This is a genomic window from Flexivirga sp. YIM B11880 (assembly GCF_058148645.1).
In genome coordinates this window covers 1-21,287 of record NZ_JBMAMH010000023.1, presented here as the reverse complement: position 1 = coordinate 21,287, position 21,287 = coordinate 1, and the positions used below count along the sequence as shown (strand labels likewise).

Sequence of the window (21,287 nt, the reverse complement as noted above, 5' to 3'; positions counted from 1 at the left end):
GTGAATCGGTACAGAAACGGATAAAACAACGCGGGCCTCGAGACGCTCCTTCGTCGCTCCTCGGCCACCGCGTTGGGCGTTACGCGCTGCGTCGACCGCGGTCGGTGATGGACTTGCCGCCCCGGCCGACACCGACCAGCCCGGACTGCACGATCTCCCGGACGCCGTAGGGGTCGAGCACCTCGAGCAGCGCCTCCAGCTTGCCACGCGTGCCGGTCGCCTCGATGACCACCGCGTCGAGGCCCACATCGACCACGTTGCACCGGAACATCTGGGTGATCTGCACGATCTCCGCCCGGCTTGCCGCGTCGCAGCGGACCTTGATCAGCAGCAATTCCCGCTGCACGGAGGCGGTTTCGTCGAGTTCGACGACCTTGAGCACCTCGACCAGCTTGTTGAGCTGCTTGGTCACCTGCTCCAGCGCGGTCTCGTCCACGTCCACGACGATCGTCATCCGGGAGATCTCGTCGTTCTCGGTAGGGCCGACCGCGAGCGAATCGATGTTGAACCCGCGCCGGGAGATGAGGCCCGAGATGCGTGCCAGCACACCGGGTTTGTCCTCCACCAGCACCGAGAGGGTATGGCGTGCCATCAGTGGATTCCTTCCGCTGCGTCGTCGTCACGGTCCCACACGGGAGTCATCGCCCGCGCGGTCGTGACCAGGTCATTGCTCACTCCGGCCGGCACCATCGGCCACACCATCGCGTCCCGCTCGACGACGAAGTCGATGACGACCGGAACGTCGTCGATCTCCAGCGCCTTCGCGATGGTCGCATCGACATCCTCGGCCTTCTCGCACCGCAGACCCACACAGCCGTAGGCCTCGGCCATCTTGACGAAGTCCGGGATGCGGGAGCCGGCGGACGTGTGCAGGTCGGTGTTGGAGTAGCGCTCGTTGTAGAAGAGCGTCTGCCACTGCCGCACCATGCCGAGGCTGGAGTTGTTGATGATCGCAACCTTGATCGGGATCTTGTTGATGACGCAGGTGGCCAGCTCCTGATTGGTCATCTGGAAGCAGCCGTCCCCGTCGATCGCCCAGACGACCCGGTCGGGTTCGCCGACCTTCGCGCCCATGGCTGCGGGCACCGAGTAGCCCATCGTGCCGAGACCACCGGAGTTGAGCCAGGCGTTGGGGCGTTCGTACTTCACGAACTGCGCGGCCCACATCTGGTGCTGGCCCACGCCCGCGGCATACACCGCGTCCGGACCGGTCAGGGCGCCGATGCGCTCGATGACGTACTGCGGCGGGATCGCCGTCGCATCTTCTGCCGGGCTGTAGCCCAGGGGGTAGGTGTCCGCCCAGCGGCGGGTGCGCTGTTGCCAGGCGGTGAGGTCGGGTGCGCGGCCGGCGTTCAGGTCGGCCCGGACCGCGAGGGTGAGGTCCTCGATGACGGCCTTGGCGTCGCCGACGATCGGCACGTCGGCGACGCGGTTCTTGGAGATCTCCGCCGGGTCGATGTCGGCGTGAATCACCTTGGCGCCGGGCGCGAACGACGCGAGGTCACCGGTCACCCGATCGTCGAACCGGGTGCCGATCGCGATCAACAGGTCCGCCTTCTGCAGGGCGGTCACCGCGGCGACCGATCCGTGCATGCCCGGCATACCCAGGTGCAGCGGGTGACTGTCCGGGACGACGCCGCGCGCCATGAGCGTCGTCACCAGCGGTATGCCGGACAGGTCCACCAGCTCGCGCAACTGCTCCGACGCCTCGGCGCGCACGATGCCGCCACCGAGGTAGAAGACCGGGCGCTTCGACTCGCGGATCAGCTTGGCAGCGGCGCGAATCTGCTTGTGATGCGGACGCGTCACCGGCTTGTAGCCGGGCAGCGCCACGTCGGCCGGCCACTCGAAGGTCGTCTTGCCGACCATCGCGTCCTTGGTGATGTCGACCAGCACCGGTCCCGGACGGCCGCTAGAGGCGATGTGGAACGCCTCCTTGACCGCGGTGGCGATGCCGCCCGGCTCGGTGACCAGGTAGCTGTGCTTGGTGATCGGCATCGTGATGCCGCGGATGTCGGCCTCCTGGAACGCATCGGTGCCGATGAACCGGGAGTTGACCTGGCCGGTGATCACGACCATCGGCACGGAGTCCATGTAGGCGTCCGCGATCGCGGTGACCAGGTTGGTCGCGCCCGGGCCGCTGGTCGCCATACAGACGCCGACCTTGCCGGTCGCCGAGGCGTAACCTTCCGCCGCGTGCCCCGCGCCCTGCTCGTGACGCACCAGGATGTGACGAACCTTCACCGAGTCCAGCAAGGGGTCGTATGCCGGCAGGATCGCCCCGCCGGGAAGTCCGAAGACAACCTCGACGCCCGCCGCCTCGAGCGCGAGGACGAGGCTCTGCGCGCCGGTCACTTCCGGGTGAGGCGCTGGCCGCTTGGCGGCGGGCACCACGTCTGCTGGGCTGGGAATGTGAGTTGTCACCTTGTCGTCCTTACGTATTGGAGGCACCCACGCATAAAAAAACCCCCATCCCGGAGTCCGGGCAGTGAGGGTCAGCGCGCGAGCCGAATGAATCAGCTTGCGCGCCTTGGAAGTACGAGAATTCGTGCCACCGCTCCAGTGTCGTGCGCCGCCATCGGAGCGTCAACATTCTGAGATGCGGATCTCAGGATCCGGACCTGTGATGTGTGCCACGGAGCAGCGTATGACGCTCGACGGAAGGCACGGCGCTTGTCTGAGTACCGGGAGCGTCCCGCCCAGATTCCCTGCAGAAAGCGTCCAGATCGTGGTGCGAACGTGAGGGGCGAACGAGGTCGACGACTCGGGCTCGGACTCGTACTGAGGGGAGAGTGCACAGATGGCACTGATGGGAACACCGCTGGTGGTGGTGTTGGCCTGCGCTGCGGTGCTGATTCCCGTTGCCACCCTCGTGCTGTGGCCGCGGCTGCGCGGGCCGCACGTGCTGCGTGCCGCGACCCGGCTGGTCATGCTCTTGGTCGGCCAGCTGGTCACGCTCGCCCTCGCCGGTGTGCTGCTGAACAACTACGGGCAGTTCTACACCTCCTGGAGCGACCTGTTCGGCACCGATCACACTCCCCCGGCCGTCGCGCAGTACGGCGCCGCCGTCCGTCACCTCGGCGGACCGGCGAAGCCGCGCATCGCACAGGCGTCGATCGGTCTCGCATCCGGCCGGCTGCGGGTCCTCGGTCCGACCGGGTGGTCCAAACCATCGCAACGCGGCACCCGCGGCGAGGTCGTCTCGGCGGACATCACCGGCCTGCGTTCCGGGATCACCGCCCCGGCATACATCTATCTGCCGCCGCAGTACTTCTCGGCGCACTATGCACACCACCGCTTCCCGGCGGTGGAGGTGCTCAGCGGCTACCCGGGCTCCGCGCTGGGCCTCGTCGACAAGATGAACTATCCCGGCAAGGCCCTGACGCTGGTCAACAAGCACCAGGCCGTGCCGATGATTTACGTCATGCTGCGAACGGCGGTCACTCCCCCGCGCGACACCGAGTGCACCAACATCCCCGGCGGACCGCAGGCCGAGACCTTCCTCGGCGGTGAACTCGCCAGCGCCATCGAGCACGGCCTGCGGGTCGAGCCCGGCCACTGGGGTGTGATCGGTGACTCCACCGGCGGCTACTGCGCCACGAAGCTCACCATGGCCGCCCCGACCCTGTATGCCGGTGGCGTCTCGTTGTCCGGTTACTACCACGCACTGAACGGCGGCACCGCAGGCAATCTGTTCGGCGGGTCGCTCGCCGTCCAGCACGACAACGACCTGCGCTGGCTGCTCACGCACCGGCCCATCCCGCCGGCGTCGCTCTACGTGACGATCAGCAAGCAGGAGACCAACAAGGCCGAGGGCTACCCGGAGACGATGAAGTTCCTGCACCTGGTCAAGCCGCCCCTGCGGGTGACCGCTGTCATCGAACAGACCGGTGGACACAACTTCTATGTGTGGGATCGCGAGCTGGCGGGCGCGATTCACTGGCTCTCCGCACAGGTGACCGCCCCGACGAGGCCCGCTCACGTGGCGAAGCACCATCACGGCCGGACGGCGATCGAAGCGGCACCGGTCAGGACCACCTCGCCCAGTTCCACCTGACTACTCGGGCCCGGGGGGCGGGCAGCATCGCTGTGGTTGGAGTCGCTGACGTGGACATCCGAGCATGAAGCTCGAGCGCTGAGCTGGCTCAGCGACGCGTCGGGACCTCGCGGACGGCCCCGCGGTCGGCCGAGGTGGCCATTGCGGCATACGCCTGCAGCGCCTTGCTGACGACGCGCTCCCGCCCCTGCGGCTGCCACGGCGTCTCGGCGGCCACCATCTCGGCGCGGCGGCGCTCCAGCTCCGCGTCGTCGACCTGCACCCGCAGCACCCGGCTGGGCACGTCGATCAGGATCGGGTCGCCGTCCCGCACGAGGCCGATCGTGCCGCCGGCCGCCGCCTCGGGCGAGACGTGGCCGATCGACAGACCGCTCGAGCCACCGGAGAAGCGTCCGTCGGTGACGAGGGCGCACTTCTTGCCCAGACCCGTGCCCTTGAGGAACGCAGTCGGGTGCAGCATCTCCTGCATCCCGGGGCCACCGGCCGGACCTTCGTAACGCACGACCAGGACCTCGCCGGGCTGGATGATCTTGTTGAGGATCACCTCCACGGCCTGCTCCTGCGACTCGACCACTCGCGCGGGTCCCTCGAAGTGCCAGAGCTCTTCCTCGACGCCGGCGGTCTTGATGACCGCGCCGTCCTCGGCGAGGTTGCCGCGCAGGATCGCCAGCCCGCCCTCGGCGGTGTAGGCGTGGGCCTTGTCGTGGATGCAGCCGTTGACCGCATCGGTGTCGAGGTCCGCCCACCGGTTGTCGGTCGAGAACGGCTCCACGGTGCGCACTCCGCCCGGCGCGGCGTGGAAGAGCTCAATGGCCTCGTCGGTGGCCTTGCCGGAGCGAATGTCCCAGTCGTCCAGCCACTTCTCGAGCGTCGGCGTGTGCACGGTGGTCACGTCGTGCTCGAGCAGTCCCGCCCGGCGCAACTCGCCGAGGATCGCGGGTATGCCGCCGGCCCGGTGCACGTCCTCCATGTGGAAGAACGAGTTGGGCGCAACCTTCGACAGGCACGGCACCCGGCGGCTGATCTCATCGATGGTGGCGAGGTCGAAGTCCTTGACCTCGCCCTCCTGCGCGGCGGCCAGGATGTGCAGCACCGTGTTGGTCGACCCGCCCATCGCGACGTCGAGGGACATCGCGTTGCGGAAGGCGGCCGATGTCGCGATGTTGCGCGGCAGCGCCGAGTGGTCGTCCTGCTCGTAGTAGCGCCTGGCCAGTTCGACGACGACGGTGCCGGCCCGCTCGAACAACGCACGCCGGGCGGCGTGGGTGGCCAGGGTGGACCCGTTGCCGGGGAGCGCAAGGCCGAGGGCTTCGGTCAGACAGTTCATCGAGTTGGCGGTGAACATGCCGGAGCAGCTGCCGCAGGTCGGGCAGGCCGACAGCTCGATCTCGCTCAGCTTCGTCTCGTCGACGTTGTCGTCGGCCGACGCGGAGATCGAGGTGATCAGGTCGGACGAGGGGTGGACGACACCGTCGACCACGACCGACTTGCCGGCCTCCATCGGACCGCCGGACACGAAGACCGTCGGGATGTTGAGCCGCATCGCCGCGTTGAGCATGCCGGGCGTGATCTTGTCGCAGTTGGAGATGCAGACGAGTGCGTCGGCGGTGTGCGCGTTGACCATGTATTCGACCGAGTCGGCGATGATCTCGCGACTGGGCAGCGAGTAGAGCATGCCGCCGTGACCCATGGCGATGCCGTCGTCGACGGCGATGGTGTTGAACTCGCGGGGCACACCGCCGGCGGCTCGGACGCCCTCGGCGACGATGTCGCCGACATCCTTGAGGTGGACGTGACCCGGCACGAACTGGGTGTAGGAATTCGCAATGGCCACAATCGGTTTGCCGAAGTCGTCGTCCGTCATACCGGTCGCCCGCCAGAGTGAGCGAGCACCCGCCGCGGCACGTCCGAAAGTGGTTGTCCGAGACCTCAGAGCTGGCATTGCGCCAGTTTACGCACGCCGTCCAAAGAGTGGGACGGCGATCCCATGTCGTGGACCGGTCTACTCGGCGCGCGCCGTGTGCACCGCGATGAGCCGCGCCGTGCCCGGCGCCAGCTTCTTCCACGGAACGTCCACTTCCAGAACGGCGACAGTGCAGGTCGGGAAGCCGTCGTCGAGGGTCGCGCCGTTCGGCCCGGCCGCGACCCCTTCGGTGAGCGCAGCTGCCAACGCTGGAATCCCGGGCGCGTGGCCAACGAGCGCGATTGACCGGGACGAGTGGCCCTCTCGCCCGATGACACTGAGCAGGTCCTCCACGGACGCGTTGTAGATCCGCTGGTCGTGCTCGACCAAGGCACCGAGACCGCTGCTCTCGACGATGTCCGCCCAGGTTTCGCGGGTGCGGACGGCCGTCGAGCAGAGCACCAGATCCACCCGGACGCCGTGGTCCTTGAGCCACTCGCCCATGGCGCGCGCGTCGGCGTGTCCCCGCTCCGTCAGCTCACGCTCATGATCCGGACTGCCCCCGGGGTCAGCGGTTTTGGCGTGCCGGACGACAACCAGTTGTCTTGCTGCAGTCATCTGCAAAGCATTTCATCTGGAGCCGGTCGCAACGACATTCTGCAGCGGCTCGTCGTGGGCGAATCGGGTCAGCTCGCTGCGCAGCAACCGAAGCGCGCGCGGCTCGAACGCCGTCGACGCACCGCCGACGTGCGGAGTGATCAGCACCCCCTGGGTGTGCCAGAGCGGGTGATCCTGCGGCAGCGGCTCCGGGTCCGTGACGTCGAGGGCGGCGCGCACGTGACCGCTGGCACAGGCCGCGACGAGTGCGTCGGTGTCGACCACTCCCCCGCGAGCGACGTTGACCAGCAAGGAGTCTCGCGGCATACGAGCCAAGAAGTCGGCGTCGACGAGATGCCGGGTGGCGTCGGTGAGTGGCACGATCAGGAACACGATGTCGTGCTCGGGCAGCAGCTCGGGCAGCTCCTCGATGCCGTGCACCGAGTCGACGATGTCGTCACCGCCGCGGGCTCGGGACGCGACGGCCGTGATCGAAACCTCCATCGCGACCAACCGTTTGGCGATCTCGACCCCGATGGAGCCGTAGCCGACGATGAGCGCCCGCCGGTCGGCGAGGGACGGCATACCGGCCAGCTGCAGCCACTCGCCGTGCTCCTGCGCACGAACCGCCTGGGGTATGCCCCGCTGCGCGGCGATCGCCAACCCGACGGCGAGCTCGGCGGTGGACGTGTCGTGGATGCCCCGCCCGTTGGCGAGCTGAACCCCTTGCGGCAGATAGGGAACCGCGTGCTCGAAGCCGGCGGTCACCAGTTGCACCGCGCGCAACTTCGGCAGCTCGGACAGGCGGGCGAGCCGCTTCGGGTTGCTCAGGTATGGCGGCACGACCAGCTCGATGTCGTCCCGCGGCGGTACTTCCTTCATGTCCCACAGGACGAACCGCACCCCGTCGACATCCGCCAGCGCGGTGATCCAGTGCTCTTCCGGCAACGACACAACAGCCATGACGTCGAAACTAGCCCGGACGCGAATACACGCCACACCGCGGGTGCCCCACCCCTTCTTGCCGAGAGGCTCAGAAACACCTCGAGAGGCTTACTTACCGGCCCCGGAATCGGGGCGACAACTGAGCCCCTCGGGATTTGGTGAGCCTGTCGGCGAACGGGGAGTCAGCTGGTCAGCTTGGCGAGGATGAGTTCGCGGGCCTTGGCGGCATCGGCCTGGCCCTTCAACTCCTTCATCACCTGGCCGATGAGCGCGCCGGCGGCGTTCAGCTTGCCGTCGCGCACCTTCGCCGCGATCGCCTCGTTGCCGGCGATGACCTTGTCGACCGCCGCCTCGAGCGCACTGTCGTCCTGCACCAGCTCGAGGCCGCGTGCGTCCGCGACCTCGGTCGGCGAGCCCTCGCCGTCGATGACCCCGTCGAGCACCTGCCGCGCCATCGAGTCGTTGAGCCGGCCGCTCTTGACCAGCTGGTCGAGCTCGGCGACATACGCCGGCGTGACGTTGAACTCGTCGATCGCCTTGCCCTCGGCGTTGGCCCGGCGGGCCAGCTCACCGGTCCACCACTTGCGCGCACCGGCCGGTGTGGCACCGGCCGCCACGGACTCGTCGATCAGGTCGATCGCGCCTGCGTTGATGACGTCGCGCATCTCCAGATCGCTGTAGCCCCAGTCGGATTGCAGCCGCTTGCGCCGCTGCGCCGGCGGCTCCGGCAGGGTGCCGCGCAGCTTCTCGACCAGTTCGGCGGACGGCGCCACCGGCACGAGGTCCGGCTCCGGGAAGTAGCGGTAGTCGTCGGCATCCGACTTGGGACGGCCGGCGGTGGTGACTCCGGTGTCTTCGTGCCAGTGCCGGGTCTCCTGGGTGATCGAGCCGCCCTGGTCGAGGATCGCCGCCTGCCGGCTGATCTCGTAGCGGACGGCGCGCTCGATGGATCGCAACGAGTTGACGTTCTTGGTCTCGGTGCGAGTGCCGAGTTTCTCGGCGCCGACGGGACGCAGCGACACGTTGGCGTCGCAGCGCACCGAGCCCTGCTCCATCTTGACGTCGCTGATGCCGAGCGCCTTGACCAGGTCGCGGAGGGTGGCGACGTACGCGCGAGCGATCTCCGGCGCCCGCTCACCCGCGCCCTCGATGGGCTTGGTGACGATCTCGATGAGCGGTATGCCGGCCCGGTTGAAGTCGACCAGCGAGTATTCGGCGCCATGAATGCGGCCGGTGGCACCACCGACGTGCAGCGACTTGCCGGTGTCCTCTTCCATGTGGGCGCGCTCGATCTCCACGCGGAAGGTCTCGCTGCCCTCCCCGGACGCCGCCGGGATCTCCACGTCGAGGTAGCCGTCGAAGCAGATCGGCTCGTCATACTGACTGGTCTGGAAGTTCTTGGGCATGTCCGGATAGAAGTAGTTCTTCCGGGCGAAGCGACACCAGTCCGCGATGCTGCAGTTGAGTGCGAGGCCGAGCCGGATGGCCGACTCGACCGCCGTGCCGTTGACCACCGGCAGTGCGCCCGGCAGGCCGAGGCACACGGGGCAGACATGCGAATTGGGCTCTGCGCCGAAGAAGGTCGCGCAACCGCAGAACATCTTGGTGGCCGTGTTGAGCTCGACGTGCACCTCGAAACCCATCACCGGGTCGTACTTGGTGAGCGCCTCGTCGTAGTCGATCACTGCGTCGGTCATCAGTTGGCCGCCTTCGCTGTCAGGGTCGGTGCTTGCGCCAGGATCGGCGCACCCCACTTCTCGTGCAGCGCCGCCTCCAGTGCGGCCGCGACCTGATAGAGCCGCTCGTCCTTGGTGGCCGGCGCGAGGATCTGGAAACCGCTCGGCAGGCCGTCCTCGGCCGCCAGGCCGTTGGGGATCGACATGCCGGGTATGCCGGCGAGGTTCGCCGGGATGGTGGCGACGTCGTTGAGATACATCGCCATCGGGTCGTCGAGCTTCTCGCCGAGCCGGAACGCCGTGGTCGGTGCGGTCGGCGTCACGAGCACGTCGACCTTGTCGTATGCCGCCGCGAAGTCGCGCGCGATCAGCGTGCGGACCTTCTGCGCCTGCCCGTAGTAGGCGTCGTAGTAGCCGGCGGACAGCGCATAGGTGCCGAGGATGATGCGGCGCTTCACCTCGTCACCGAAGCCGGCTTCCCGCGTCGCGGCCATGACCTGCTCGGCGCTCGGGCTCTCGACGCCCGCCGGACCGACTCGCAGCCCGTAGCGCATCGCGTCGAAGCGGGCCAGGTTGGAGCTGGCCTCGCTCGGCAGGATCAGGTAGTAGGCGGCCAGGCCTTTCTCGAAGCTCGGGCAGCTGACCTCGACGATCTCGGCGCCCCGGTCGACCAACAACTGCACCGACTCGTCGAACAGCTGCTTGATGCCCGGCTGGAATCCGTCGCCCGAGATCTCTTTGACCACACCGACCTTCATGCCCGACACGTCACCGCGGCGAGCGGCTTCGACGACCGCCGGCACCGGCGCGTCGATCGAGGTCGAGTCCATGATGTCGTGTCCGCCGATCACCTCGTGCAGCAGCGCCGCGTCGAGGACCGTCCGGGCGCAGGGCCCCGCCTGGTCCAGTGAGCTGGCCAGCGCGATGATGCCGTAGCGCGAGACGCCGCCATAGGTCGGCTTGGTGCCGACCGTGCCGGTGACCGCGGCCGGCTGCCGGATGGAGCCGCCGGTGTCGGTGCCGATCGCGAGGGGCGCCTCGAACGCGGCGACCGCCGCGGAGGAACCGCCGCCGGAGCCGCCGGGGATCCGGTCGAGATCCCAGGGGTTGCGGGTGGGGCCGTATGCCGAGTGCTCGGTCGAGCTGCCCATGGCGAACTCGTCCATGTTGGTCTTGCCGAGGATCGGCATACCGGCGGCGCGGAGCCGGCTGACCACGGTGGCGTCATACGGCGGGATCCAGCCCTGCAGGATCTTGCTGCCCGCGGTGGTCTCCAGGCCCTCGGTGCACAGGATGTCCTTCACCGCGATCGGCACCCCGGCGAGCGGGCCGAGTTGCGCACCGGCGGCGCGCGCGTCGTCGACCGCTTGCGCGGCGGCGAGGGCACCCTCGGCATCGACCTGCAGGAAGGCGTTGAGCGCGCCGTCGACCTCGGCGATGCGGTCCAGGTGTGCCTGGGTGACCTCGACGGACGTCGTGTCGCCCGAGGCGAGGGCGGCGGCGATCTCGGCCGCGGTCGAGCGGGTGTAGTCGGTCATCGGGTCCCTCAGTCCTCGTCCAGGATGCGCGGCACGGCGAAGCGGTCGGCCTGCGCCTTCGGTGCGGCCGCGAGCGCCTGCTCCGTGGTCAGGCTGGGCCGCACCACGTCGTCCCGTGTGACGTTCTCCAGCGGCAGCGGGTGCGACATCGGCGGGGTGTCGTCCGCGGTGATCTCGCCGACCGTCGCGACGAAGCCGACGATCTGGTCCAACTGACCGGCAAGCCGGTCGAGCTCGGCGTCGGTGAGCTGGATGCGGGCGAGCATGGCGACGTGGGCTACCTCGTCGCGGGAGAGCGCAGACATGACCGAAAGTCTATTTCGCCTCACTCGACGCGTTTCGCGCGGCTTGGCGCTCTCGCCCGCTAGGTTCGGGCGTCACACTGCTAGCAGGCACAGTGATAGAACTTGATAGCAGAGCGAAGTTTCGGGACTCGCACTACCGAGGAGGCGGTCATGCCAGGGATCACGATTTCGTCGGCGTACGGCGCGGGAGGTGGCGTCGTCGCTCCCCGGGTCGCCGAACGCCTCGGCTTCGCCATGCTGGACCGGGCGATCAGCGCGCAGGTGGCCGAAGACCTGCGGGTCTCGCTCGAAGAGGCGGAGGAGGGCGAACGCAAACTGAGCTTCGCCGACCGCTTCTTCCGCAACCTGGCTCCCCTCGCGGACACGATCACCGGCGGTGCGGCCATCGCGGCCGCCGACGGGGCCGCGGCGCAGGAGTTCCGTGCGGACGCCAACCGCATCATGTGCGAGGCGCTCGAGGACGGTGCGGTCATCCTCGGCCGTGGCGGGGCGGCGGCGATGCAGAACCGCACGGACGTCTTCCGGGTCCGGCTCTACGGCGCGCGTGAGGAACGCCTCAAGGCTGCGGTGAAGTTCGGCGCGGTGGGGGCGGATGCCGCCGAGCAGAACCTGCCCAAGGTTGACGCCGCGCGCGCCAAGTACGTGCAGCAGCTCTACGGCCGGGACATCGACGACCCGGCGCTCTACCACCTGCAGCTCAACACGCCGTTGCTCGAGGTCGACCAGTGCGTCGAGATGATTGTTGCGGCATACCGGGCGTTCACCGGCGCTCACCCGTAGGCCGGTTAGGACTCAGCGCGCTCGGACCAGGTCCGCGGTCAGGTCGAGATGCCCGCGGTGCTGGGCCAACTCCTCGTAGATGTGCATCAGAACCCCAGCCTGGGTGCGCACTTCCTCGCGATCCAGGTCGCTCTCGCGCAGCGCGCCCCGCGGCTCCGCCCAGCCGTCGAATCCGGCGACGTCCTCGGTGAACGCGTCACGCTGGCGTTGCACGAGCAGGATCAGCTCATCGACGCTGCCGGACGACATGAACTCGGCGGGCCGGTCGCGGGTGATCGGCCGGTTGGCCAGCACCTGACCGCCCCAGAACTCGAGGACACCACAGCAGTGCCGCACGATCTGGTATGCCGTGTTGGCACCCGGCACGCCGGGGTCGGCGTTGGCCAGCTCGTCACCCAGCTCGCGCAGGGTGACCGTCATGCCGGTCAGGGCACGGTCGACGTGCACCAGCACGACGGACAACGGAACTGCTTCGCTCATGAAAACTCCTTGTTCGCTTACTCCCCGGGCGCACCGTTCTCCAGCAGCGCGACGAAACCTGCCTCGTCCAGCGTGGGCACGCCGAGTTGTTCCGCCTTGTCGGCCTTGGAGCCGGCGTTGGCGCCGAGCACGACATACGAGGTCTTCTTGGAGACCGAGCCGGCTGCCTTGCCGCCGTGCGCGACGATCGCCTCCTTGGCCGAGTCGCGGGTGAAATCCTCGAGCGACCCGGTCACGACGACGGTCAGTCCGGTGAGGGTCTGCGGGATCGACTCGTCGCGCTCGTCGGCCATCCGGACGCCGTCCGCCGCCCACTGGTCGACGATCCCGCGGTGCCAGTCGACCGAGAACCAGTCGACGACCGCCTGGGCGATCACGCCACCGACTCCGTCGGCGGCGGCCAGCTCGTCGACCGACGCCGAGCGGATCGCTTCCATCGAACCGAACTGCGTCGCGAGCGCGCGGGCCGCCGTGGGGCCGACGTGCCGGATCGACAGGCCGACGATGACCCGCCAGAGCGGCTGCTCCTTGGCCTTGGCCAGGTTGTCGAGCAGCCGGACACCGTTGGCGGACAGCACTTTTCCATCGACGATCGCGTCGGCGGGGTCGGTCTTCTTCGCCGCGCGCGTGTAGATGGGCACCTTGGTCAACTGCTCCCGGGTCAGCCCGAAGAGCGTCGACTCGTCGGTCAGCACGCCGGACTCGAGCAGCGCGATCGCGCCTTCCCATCCGAGCGCCTCGATGTCGAACGCGCCACGACCGGCCAGTCCGAAGAGCCGCTCGCGCAGCTGCGACGGGCAGGTGCGCGAGTTGGGACAGCGGATGTCCTTGTCGCCCTCTTTCTCGTAGGCGAGCTCGGCGCCGCACGATGGGCAGTGCGTCGGCATGACGAACTCGCGTTCGCTGCCGTCCCGCAGGTCGACGACCGGCCCCAGGATCTCCGGTATGACGTCGCCCGCCTTGCGCAGCACCACCGTGTCGCCGATGAGCACGCCCTTGCGCTTCACCTCCGAGGCGTTGTGCAGCGTGGCGTTGGTGACCGTCGACCCTGCGACGGCAACCGGTTCCATCACGCCGAACGGCGTCACCCGCCCGGTGCGGCCGACGTTGACCTCGATGTCGAGCAGCTTGGTGTTGACCTCTTCCGGCGGATATTTGTAGGCGATCGCCCAGCGCGGCGCACGGGAGGTCGAACCGAGGGCGCGCTGCAGCGGCACCTCATCGACCTTGACCACGACGCCGTCCAGCTCGTGCTCCACCGAGTGCCGGTTGGCACCGGCCCACTCGACATAGTCCTGCACCTGCTTGGGCGTGCGAACCACCTTGTAGTGGCTGGACACCGGCAGTCCCCACTCGCGCAACAGGTCGTAGGCCTGTGACTGCCGCTGGATGTCGAAGCCGCGCCGGGCACCGATGCCGTGCACCAGCATGCGCAGCGCACGACTTGCGGTCACCCGCGGATCCTTCTGCCGCAGCGAACCGGCGGCAGTGTTGCGGGGATTGGCGAACGGCGCCTTGCCGGCCTCGACGAGCGCGGTGTTCAGCTGCTCGAAGTCGGCCATGCTCATGAAGATCTCACCGCGAACCTCGACCAGCGCGGGCACGTTGTCACCGGCGAGCTTGTGCGGAATCCCTTCCACGGTGCGCACATTCGAGGTCACATCCTCACCGGTCGTGCCGTCCCCACGGGTCACGCCGCGGACCAGCCGGCCGTCCTCGTAGGTGAGGTTGATCGCCAGGCCGTCGATCTTGAGCTCGCACAGGAAGTGCAGCGGCTGATCGCCCACGTCGCGCTGCACCCGCGCGATCCAGCCGGCGAGCTCCTCCGCGCTGAACACGTTGTCCAGGCTGAGCATTCGCTCCGCGTGCTTGACCGGCGTGAAGTCGGTGCTGAAGATCGCGCCGCCGACCTGCTGGGTCGGGCTGTCCGGCGTGCGCAGTGCCGGGTATCGGTCCTCCAGCGCGTTGAGTCGGCGCACCAGCTGGTCGTATTCGCCGTCGCTGATCGTCGGCGCATCGCGCACGTGGTAGGCGAATTGGTGCCCGCGCACCTCGTCGGCAAGCTCAGTCCACTCGTGCCGCGCTTCTGTGGGTATGCCGTCGGTCTCGGTCACCGGCCCATCCTGCCGTACGGCGGTGACAGCGAGTCACTCGCTGGCGTCGCGGAGCATCCCGGCGGCATCGACGGTCAGCCGCCCGATGCGTATGGCGTCCGCCGGTGACGCGCCGGCCAGACCGCACGCCGGTGTCACGACGACCTGCCGCAACAGCGCCGTCTCGAGTCCCACCCGGTGCCACTGGGCGACGAACGGTTCGACGTGCTCGCGCGGATGGCGAGCCGTGGAGTTGGTCGGCACCAGGCCCGCCCACAGCCGTCGCCCGGATTCAGCCAGCTCGGCGAGACCGTCCCATTGCGCGGTGCCGACCAGGGCGACGTCGAGCGACACTTCCAGCCCCGGCACCTGGCGCACCAGCGGGATGGGTACCTCGGCGGCACAACAGTGCATCACCTGCGAGTCAGACTGCGCGGCAACGGTGTCCGTGACGTGGAGCAGGCCGTCGCGCACCACGCCGGGGTCGACGGCGGGCACTCGGCCGAAGCCGGAGGCGGTCGGCAGCCGGCCGGCCAGCACGGCCGGCAGCGCGGGCTCGTCCCACTGCTGCACGAGCGCCGCACCCGGCACGAGTCGCTGCACCCGGGTGAGCACGTCGACCGCCGACTCGGCGAGCGACTGGACGAGGTCGCGGGTGGCACCCGGGTCGCCGGCGACCCGCCCGCCGCGGGGCAGTTCCAGGGTCGCCGCGAGGGTCCCCGGACCGCACAGCTGGACCTTGAGGGGTCCGGGGGAGCCGTCGTAGACCTCGGCCAGCACGTCGAGGTCCTCCCGCAGAAACGCCCGAGCCCGGGCCGCGTCCCGGCCGGGATTGTCGGTCAGTCGCCAGCCGGACGGCTGCAGGTCGACGGCCAGCCCGGTCAGCTGCGCTGCGGTCCGGCCGACCAGGTCGGCGCCCGGCCCCCGGGCCGGCAGTTCCGGCAGATAGGGGATGCCGCGCTCGCCATACAGCTCCCGCACGGAGCGGGCGGCACCACCGACATCACTGCCCGGCAACGACCCGACCCCGCTCGCGGCCACCTCATCGCTCATGGAGATCGACCTACTGGAACTTCGACAGCGGTTGGTTCTTCATGCCTTTCAGCGGCTTGCGGAAGGTGCCCTTGGTCGCCTCGACGAAGCATGCCGTCATGGTGGTCCCCCGCTGCCAGCCGCTCTGGCCCGTGCTGTTGGCGGCGGCGATGACGTCGCCGCGAGTGGCGCCGAGGTACTTCTCGGCGAGCGGCACACAGTGCTGCAGCGCCGCCTTGTCGACGGCCTTGCCGCCCGGGTATTTGCCGTCCGCCTTGCCGATCACGAAGCCACCGATCGTCTCGGCCTTGTGCGCCTGGCTGCAGGGCACGATCTTCGGCGAGTCGTCCTGGCTCGGGCGATCGCTGGTGCAGATGCGGTAGGGGAGGTAGCCCGTCTGCTTGATGCGGTTCTTCAGCCGGTAGCTGATCTCCTGGTAGCCGGAGTCGTCCGGTTTCGACACCGCCGCGGCACAGACGATCTCCTTGTCGGCGTTCGGATCGACAGCGGTGGGCACCGGCTGTCCCAGCACCAGCGAGAACGCGGCGCTCGAGCTGCCGAGGTAACCGGAGACCACGTTGTTGCAGGTCCAGGTGCGCAGGATGCCGCGTTTGATGATGTCGTCGGAGTGCTGGCTGGTCGTGACGACGGCGGTGATCTCGAGTTCGTGGCTCTGGTTGCACGGGGTGAGGGACCAGTGCACGGTGTCGTCGTAGCACTGACCGGACCGGAAGTCGGCCTGAACCGCGCCGCTGCTCGACGTGCTCGGGTTGCTCGCGGAGGAGGACGACGAGGAGCTGCTGGCCGGCGTGGATGCCGACGTCGACGAGCTGCTGGTGACACTCGGGGGCGCCACCGTCGGCGTGTCGCTGCCGCCACAGGCGGCCAGGCCGAGACACATGGTGCCGATGGTCGCGACGGCCAGCATCGGGCGTGTCACACGGTGGTCGGCGAATGGCATGGCGGATCCCCTCTTGTATGTCGATCGGCCGCAACGATAGTCGGTGGCACGCGGCCGTCGTTCACCTTGACGCGCGGGCCACTCGCCCGGATTCACCGGGTCGCGGCTCGACTCCGATCCGTGGCGGTGATGGTCGCCGAGCCGACGACGCGCGTGCCGTCATACAGCACGACCGACTGGCCGGGCGCGACGCCACGTGCCCGCTCGTCGAGACGGACCGTCACCCGGTCGCCGTCCGCGACCGCCGTGGCGGCGAATTCCTCTCCGTGGGCGCGCAATTGGGCACCGACGCGTAGTTCGCCCACGGGTGCCGTGCCGCACCAGCGCGCGTGTTCCCCGACGACGACGTCGATGCCGAGCAGGTCCTCCGTGCCGACCACGACGGTGTTGGTGCGCGGCTGCACATCGACGACGTAGCGTTTCGCGCCGTCCTCGCGCGGGATCTTCAGCCCGAGACCGCGCCGCTGACCGACGGTGTAGGCGAACGCCCCGTCGTGCCGCCCGACCACCTCGCCGTCGGTGTCCACGATGTCCCCCGGCTGTTCGCCGAGCCGGCGGGTCAGCCAGCCCTTGGTGTCCCCGTCGGCGATGAAGCAGATGTCGTGGCTGTCCGGCTTCTTGGCGACCGAAAAGCCTCTCGTCGCAGCCTCTTCCCGGATCTGCGGCTTGGTCGTGTCACCGAGCGGGAAGAACGACCTGGCCAGTTGGTCGGCGTCGAGGACCCCGAGCACGTAGGACTGGTCCTTGGCCATGTCGACCGCACGGTGCAGCTCCCGGCCGTTCGGGCCGTCGACGATCTGCGCGTAGTGGCCGGTTGCGACGGCGTCGAACCCGAGCGCGAGCGCCTTGTCCAGCAGCGCCGCGAACTTGATGCGCTCGTTGCAGCGCAGGCACGGGTTGGGGGTGCGCCCGGCGGTGTATTCGGCGACGAAGTCCTCGACCACGTCCTCCCGGAACCGCTGCGCCATGTCCCAGACATAGAACGGTATGCCGACCCGGTCCGCCACCCGGCGCGCGTCACCGGCGTCCTCGATCGTGCAGCAGCCACGCGCGGACTCTCGCAGCGTTGCTGCGGACTGGGACAATGCCAGGTGCACGCCGACCACCTCGTGCCCGGCGTCGACCATCCGGGCAGCGGCCACCGCCGAGTCGACGCCGCCGCTCATCGCCGCGACGACACGCATCAGCGGCCGCTCCGACCGGCCGATCGTGCCCGGCGGGCCCGCTCCACGGCCGGCGGCAGCGCGTCGAGGAACGCCGCGACGTCCGCGTCGGTGGAGGTGTGCCCGAGCGTCAGTCGGAGCGCGCCGCGGGCATCGTCCTCAGTGATGCCCATGGCGAGCAGCACGTGGCTCGGCTGCGGCACACCGGCCTGGCAGGCCGAGCCGGTCGAGCACTCGATGCCGGCCGCGTCGAGCAGATAGAGCAGCGAGTCGCCGTCGCAGCCGGGAATCCGCAGGTGCGCGTTGCCGGCGAGCCTCGTCGTCACGTCGCCGACCTGGTGCGCGCCGGTCACCTCGATGTCCAGTCCGAGGTCGAGCGCACCGCGAATCAGCTTGTCCCGCAACGCGGACAGCTTCTCCTGTTCCGCTGCGAGAGACTGGGTGGCGAGCGTCGCGGCGACCGCCATACCCCTGACGCCCGCGGCGTCCAGGGTGCCGCTGCGCAGCTGGCGCTCCTGGCCGCCACCGTGGGTCAGCGGCGTGAGCGACGCGTCGCGGCGGGCGAGCAGTACGCCGGTGCCCTGGGGGCCGCCGAACTTGTGCGCGCTGGCGGTCAGCAGGTCGGCACCGCACGCCGTGAAGTCGACCGCCACCTGCCCGACCGCCTGCACCGCATCGGTGTGCATGGGTATGCCGTGCTCGTGCGCCACCGCCGCGACCTCGGCCACCGGTTGAACCGTGCCGACCTCGTTGTTGGCCCACATCAGCGACACCAGGGCCACCGAGTCCGGGTCGCGTTCGATCAGGGCGCGGACCTGGTCCGGGTCGCTGCGGCCGAGGGAGTCGACCTCGATCCAGTCGACGGTGGCGTCCTCGTGAGTGACCAGGTGCTCGACCGCGTCGAGCACCGCGTGGTGCTCGGTCGCGCCGACGATCAGCCGCCGACGCCGCGGGTCCTCGGCGCGCCGCTGCCACCAGGTCCCCTTGATCGCCAGGTTGTCCGACTCGGTGCCGCCCGAGGTGAAGACGACCTCGGAGGGTCCGCATCCGAGCGCGGCGGCGATCGCCTCGCGCGACTCCTCCACGACCCGCCGGGCTGCCCGGCCGGTGGTGTGCAGCGACGAGGCGTTACCGCCGATCGCGAGTTGTTCGGCGATGGCGGCGATGACCTCGGGACGGGTCGGCGTCGTGGCGGCATGGTCGAGATAGACCTGGTCTGGCACCGGTCAAGCGTACGCGCCGCGTCCGCACCGCCCCAACCTCGGGCGCACCGCCGGCACGGCACAGCGGCCCGCACCCGGTTTGCCACACTGTGCGTCGTGACGCGACATCTGACCGGATCGACGGTGTATCACCGGTGGCTCGCCGCCCTTTCCTGCGGCGTGGCCGCGACGTTGCTGAGTGCCTGCAGTTCCGCGACGCACCACGGCTCGGTCGCCCCCGGCAGCGCGTCCTCCGACGCCGCCGCCTGCTCGACCACGGTGGCGCCGCGCCTCACCGGTGCAGCGGTGCCGTTCGGCATGACGGCCCCGACCGGCCGGTCGTCGGCCCTGCAGGTGAGCGCGGGCCGGCCGACCACGACCGACCTCCCGTCCGGCCGCTCCGGCTACCGCCTCGTCCAGGTCCCGATCCGGGCCAGTGTCCTGACCAACGGCACCTTCGCGGTCGACCACGGGCAATTCGTGCTGGTCGGCCCGGACAACCGGCGCTGCTCGCAGCCGGCGATCAACCCGCTGCCGCGAGGTTTCGTGGCGCTGATGGTCGACGAGACGCACATCGGTTCCGGTGAGCTGGCCTTCCTCGTGCCCACGTCGGTCGCGCCGAGCGCGCTCAGTGTCCGTTACCTGCCTGCGGTCGACGCCTCGTCGGCGAGCCTCGCCTGGCGGGCCGATGCACCGATCCCACCCGTTCCGCACGCGAAAGCCGGGTGCGACGGGGCGACGTCGGCATACCGCACGAACGGAGTCCACAGCGTGACGTTCGGCAAGACGGTCTCGCACGGCAACAACGTGGTGTCGTCCTCGGTGCGTGCCTCGACGCCGACCCGGCGCGCCTTTCAGCCCGGGCCGAGCCAACCGAACGACGTGGACGCCATCGACGTCAGGCTGCATGTCACGGCCCACGGCGCCGATGCGTATGTCGACCGGCGCTCTTTCGTCCTGGTCGACGGGGCCGGCCGGCTCTGCCGGCGGGCCACACTCTCCAGTCAGGGTGAGACGTTGAGCAGTGCGCTCGTCAAGAGTGGGCACACCGCGGACTACCGGATCGTCTTCTGGGCCCCGAAGGGCAGCATGGTCAAGGGTTTGCGACTCCTCCAGCTGACCGAGCCGGGCGGCGCCAAGGTCGACTCGGCGTGGTCGGACGGCAAACTGACGCTCAAACCGCCGGCGCGCTGACCGACCGGCTTCGTCGACCGGCTGATCGCCCGTCGAATCGACCGGCAGGCAAACGCATTGAGCGGCATACGGATCCGCGCGAGATCCGTATGCCGCTCTATGCAGGGGTATGCCGGTCGATCCGGTGGTCAGCTGTTCTTGGCTGCTTTGACTGCTTGGGTGGCTTGGGGCAGGACGGTGAAGAGGTCGCCGACGACGCCGAAGTCGACGAGTTCGAAGATGGGTGCTTCTTCGTCCTTGTTGACCGCGACGATGGTTTTGGAGGTCTGCATGCCGGCGCGGTGCTGGATCGCCCCGGAGATCCCGGCCGCGACATACAACTGCGGAGACACCTGCTTGCCGGTCTGCCCGACCTGGTTGGCGTGCGGGTACCACCCCGCATCCACCGCCGCCCGGGACGCACCGACCGCCGCACCCAGGGTGTCGGCGAACTCCTCGACCGGCCCGAAGTCGCCCCCGGTGCCCCGGCCACCGGAGACCACGATCTGCGCCTCGGTCAACTCCGGCCGCCCCGACCTGGCCTTGGGCTCGGTGTTGGTGATCCTGGCCGCCTTCGCCACCTGCGAGACCTGCACGTCGACCGGCACCACGGTGGCGGCCGCCTGCGCCGCGGTCGGCGGGACGGTGTTGGCCTTGACCGTCACGATCGCCGGCTGCGCGGTCACCACCGAAGTCACCGTGTAATTGGACGCGAACGCCGACTGCGTCGTCTGCACACCCTCGTCACCGGCGTCCACGTTGGTGGCGTCGGTGATCAGCCCGCCACCGGTCTTGACCGCCAACCGGGCCGCCGCCTCCTTGGCCACCCCGCCGGTCGGCAGCAAGATCGCCACCGGGTCACCCGCAGCGTGCACGACCGCGGCCAGCGCCTCCGCCAACGGCGCCGCCAACCCGCCCGTGACCTCCGGGCTGTCGATCACGTACACCTTCGCGGCGCCGAACTGCGCCAACCGGGGCCGCGCCGCCTCCACCCCGCCACCGACGAACACCGCCGACGGCTCACCGAGCCGACGCGCCAGCGTCAACAACTCCGCCGTATTCTTCTTCACCTGACCGTCGATGTGATCGACCAGAACCAGGACCTCAGCCATGACGAATCTCCTTGTCTCTCAGTCGATCAAAGCAGTTTGGACGTGGCGAGGAACTCGACCAGCTTGGTGCCGCCGTCGCCCTCGTCCGTGATGATCTCGCCCTGCTCCCGTGGCGGACGCGCCGTGAACGAGACCACCCTCGTGCCTGCGTTGTCCGGCCCGACCCGCCCGGCATCCACCCCCAAATCCGCCAACGACCACGTTTCCACCGGCTTCTTCTTCGCGGCCATGATCCCCTTGAACGACGGATACCTGGGCTCGTTGACCTGA

At 69.2% G+C, this 21,287-nt stretch carries 19 protein-coding genes; 3 read left to right on the top strand and 16 right to left on the bottom strand.

The window, feature by feature from the left end:
* Window positions 1-79 precede the first annotated feature (79 nt).
* Together ilvN and ACN8HC_RS19190 are read right to left on the bottom strand one after the other, a co-directional pair.
* Window positions 80-592: an acetolactate synthase small subunit gene (gene ilvN, locus ACN8HC_RS19195; protein WP_490076459.1), complete on the bottom strand. Its 513-nt coding sequence runs from the start codon at window positions 590-592 to the stop codon at window positions 80-82.
* Window positions 592-2,424 (bottom strand): acetolactate synthase large subunit, encoded by a 1,833-nt coding sequence (locus ACN8HC_RS19190; RefSeq protein WP_490076458.1) that lies wholly within the window; start codon window positions 2,422-2,424, stop codon window positions 592-594. The genes ilvN and ACN8HC_RS19190 overlap by 1 nt, the downstream gene beginning before the upstream one ends.
* 376 nt (window positions 2,425-2,800) lie before the next feature.
* Between ACN8HC_RS19190 and ACN8HC_RS19185 the strand changes: the two genes are divergently transcribed.
* Complete coding sequence (locus ACN8HC_RS19185; RefSeq protein WP_490076457.1) at window positions 2,801-4,057, top strand: alpha/beta hydrolase; 1,257 nt, start codon at window positions 2,801-2,803, stop codon at window positions 4,055-4,057.
* Between the two features lie 88 nt (window positions 4,058-4,145).
* Here ACN8HC_RS19185 and ilvD read toward each other — a convergent pair whose 3' ends face one another.
* The 6 genes from ilvD to gatC all read right to left on the bottom strand — a co-directional run bounded on the left by ilvD (window position 4,146) and on the right by gatC (window position 11,021).
* Window positions 4,146-5,999, bottom strand: coding sequence for a dihydroxy-acid dehydratase (ilvD, locus tag ACN8HC_RS19180; protein WP_490076456.1), 1,854 nt, complete (start codon window positions 5,997-5,999; stop codon window positions 4,146-4,148).
* Window positions 6,000-6,059: 60 nt separating this feature from the next.
* Entirely contained in the window at window positions 6,060-6,578 is a 519-nt protein-coding gene (locus tag ACN8HC_RS19175) for a SixA phosphatase family protein (protein ID WP_490076455.1), read from the bottom strand.
* 12 nt (window positions 6,579-6,590) lie between these two features.
* Window positions 6,591-7,520, bottom strand: a complete 930-nt coding sequence (locus ACN8HC_RS19170; protein ID WP_490076454.1) for a 2-hydroxyacid dehydrogenase — start codon at window positions 7,518-7,520, stop codon at window positions 6,591-6,593.
* Between the two features lie 164 nt (window positions 7,521-7,684).
* On the bottom strand, window positions 7,685-9,199 hold the full coding sequence (gene gatB / locus ACN8HC_RS19165) for an Asp-tRNA(Asn)/Glu-tRNA(Gln) amidotransferase subunit GatB (protein ID WP_490076453.1): 1,515 nt from the start codon (window positions 9,197-9,199) through the stop codon (window positions 7,685-7,687).
* Window positions 9,199-10,716, bottom strand: coding sequence for an Asp-tRNA(Asn)/Glu-tRNA(Gln) amidotransferase subunit GatA (gatA, locus tag ACN8HC_RS19160; RefSeq protein ID WP_490076452.1), 1,518 nt, complete (start codon window positions 10,714-10,716; stop codon window positions 9,199-9,201). The genes gatB and gatA overlap by 1 nt, the downstream gene beginning before the upstream one ends.
* Window positions 10,717-10,724: 8 nt before the next feature.
* Window positions 10,725-11,021, bottom strand: coding sequence for an Asp-tRNA(Asn)/Glu-tRNA(Gln) amidotransferase subunit GatC (gatC, locus tag ACN8HC_RS19155; RefSeq protein ID WP_490076451.1), 297 nt, complete (start codon window positions 11,019-11,021; stop codon window positions 10,725-10,727).
* A gap of 150 nt (window positions 11,022-11,171) precedes the next feature.
* Here gatC and ACN8HC_RS19150 point away from each other — a divergent pair, with 150 nt between their 5' ends.
* A complete protein-coding gene (locus ACN8HC_RS19150; protein ID WP_490076450.1) occupies window positions 11,172-11,801 on the top strand; it encodes a cytidylate kinase-like family protein in 630 nt (209 codons plus the stop codon).
* A 12-nt stretch (window positions 11,802-11,813) separates the two neighbouring features.
* Here the strand turns inward: ACN8HC_RS19150 and ACN8HC_RS19145 are convergent, their stop codons facing one another.
* The 6 genes from ACN8HC_RS19145 to ACN8HC_RS19120 form a co-directional block, all read right to left on the bottom strand.
* Window positions 11,814-12,281: a mycothiol transferase gene (locus ACN8HC_RS19145; RefSeq protein WP_490076449.1), complete on the bottom strand. Its 468-nt coding sequence runs from the start codon at window positions 12,279-12,281 to the stop codon at window positions 11,814-11,816.
* Window positions 12,282-12,298: 17 nt separating this feature from the next.
* Window positions 12,299-14,395: an NAD-dependent DNA ligase LigA gene (gene ligA / locus ACN8HC_RS19140; RefSeq protein ID WP_490076448.1), complete on the bottom strand. Its 2,097-nt coding sequence runs from the start codon at window positions 14,393-14,395 to the stop codon at window positions 12,299-12,301.
* 33 nt (window positions 14,396-14,428) lie between these two features.
* Window positions 14,429-15,427, bottom strand: a complete 999-nt coding sequence (locus ACN8HC_RS19135) for a uroporphyrinogen decarboxylase/cobalamine-independent methonine synthase family protein (protein WP_490076447.1) — start codon at window positions 15,425-15,427, stop codon at window positions 14,429-14,431.
* A 10-nt stretch (window positions 15,428-15,437) separates the two neighbouring features.
* Window positions 15,438-16,367, bottom strand: coding sequence for a septum formation family protein (locus tag ACN8HC_RS19130; protein ID WP_490076446.1), 930 nt, complete (start codon window positions 16,365-16,367; stop codon window positions 15,438-15,440).
* Between the two features lie 92 nt (window positions 16,368-16,459).
* The gene (mnmA, locus tag ACN8HC_RS19125) at window positions 16,460-17,551 is read right to left on the bottom strand and encodes a tRNA 2-thiouridine(34) synthase MnmA (protein WP_490076445.1); all 1,092 of its coding nucleotides are present in this window, start codon (window positions 17,549-17,551) and stop codon (window positions 16,460-16,462) included.
* The gene (locus tag ACN8HC_RS19120) at window positions 17,551-18,753 is read right to left on the bottom strand and encodes a cysteine desulfurase family protein (protein ID WP_490076444.1); all 1,203 of its coding nucleotides are present in this window, start codon (window positions 18,751-18,753) and stop codon (window positions 17,551-17,553) included. The genes mnmA and ACN8HC_RS19120 overlap by 1 nt, the downstream gene beginning before the upstream one ends.
* A 96-nt stretch (window positions 18,754-18,849) precedes the next feature.
* Here ACN8HC_RS19120 and ACN8HC_RS19115 point away from each other — a divergent pair, with 96 nt between their 5' ends.
* Complete coding sequence (locus tag ACN8HC_RS19115) at window positions 18,850-19,926, top strand: hypothetical protein (protein WP_490076443.1); 1,077 nt, start codon at window positions 18,850-18,852, stop codon at window positions 19,924-19,926.
* Between the two features lie 128 nt (window positions 19,927-20,054).
* Here the strand turns inward: ACN8HC_RS19115 and ACN8HC_RS19110 are convergent, their stop codons facing one another.
* The gene (locus tag ACN8HC_RS19110; RefSeq protein WP_490076442.1) at window positions 20,055-21,017 is read right to left on the bottom strand and encodes an electron transfer flavoprotein subunit alpha/FixB family protein; all 963 of its coding nucleotides are present in this window, start codon (window positions 21,015-21,017) and stop codon (window positions 20,055-20,057) included.
* A gap of 26 nt (window positions 21,018-21,043) precedes the next feature.
* On the bottom strand, window positions 21,044-21,287 hold a 244-nt coding region (locus tag ACN8HC_RS19105), incomplete at its 5' end, for an electron transfer flavoprotein subunit beta/FixA family protein (RefSeq protein ID WP_490076441.1).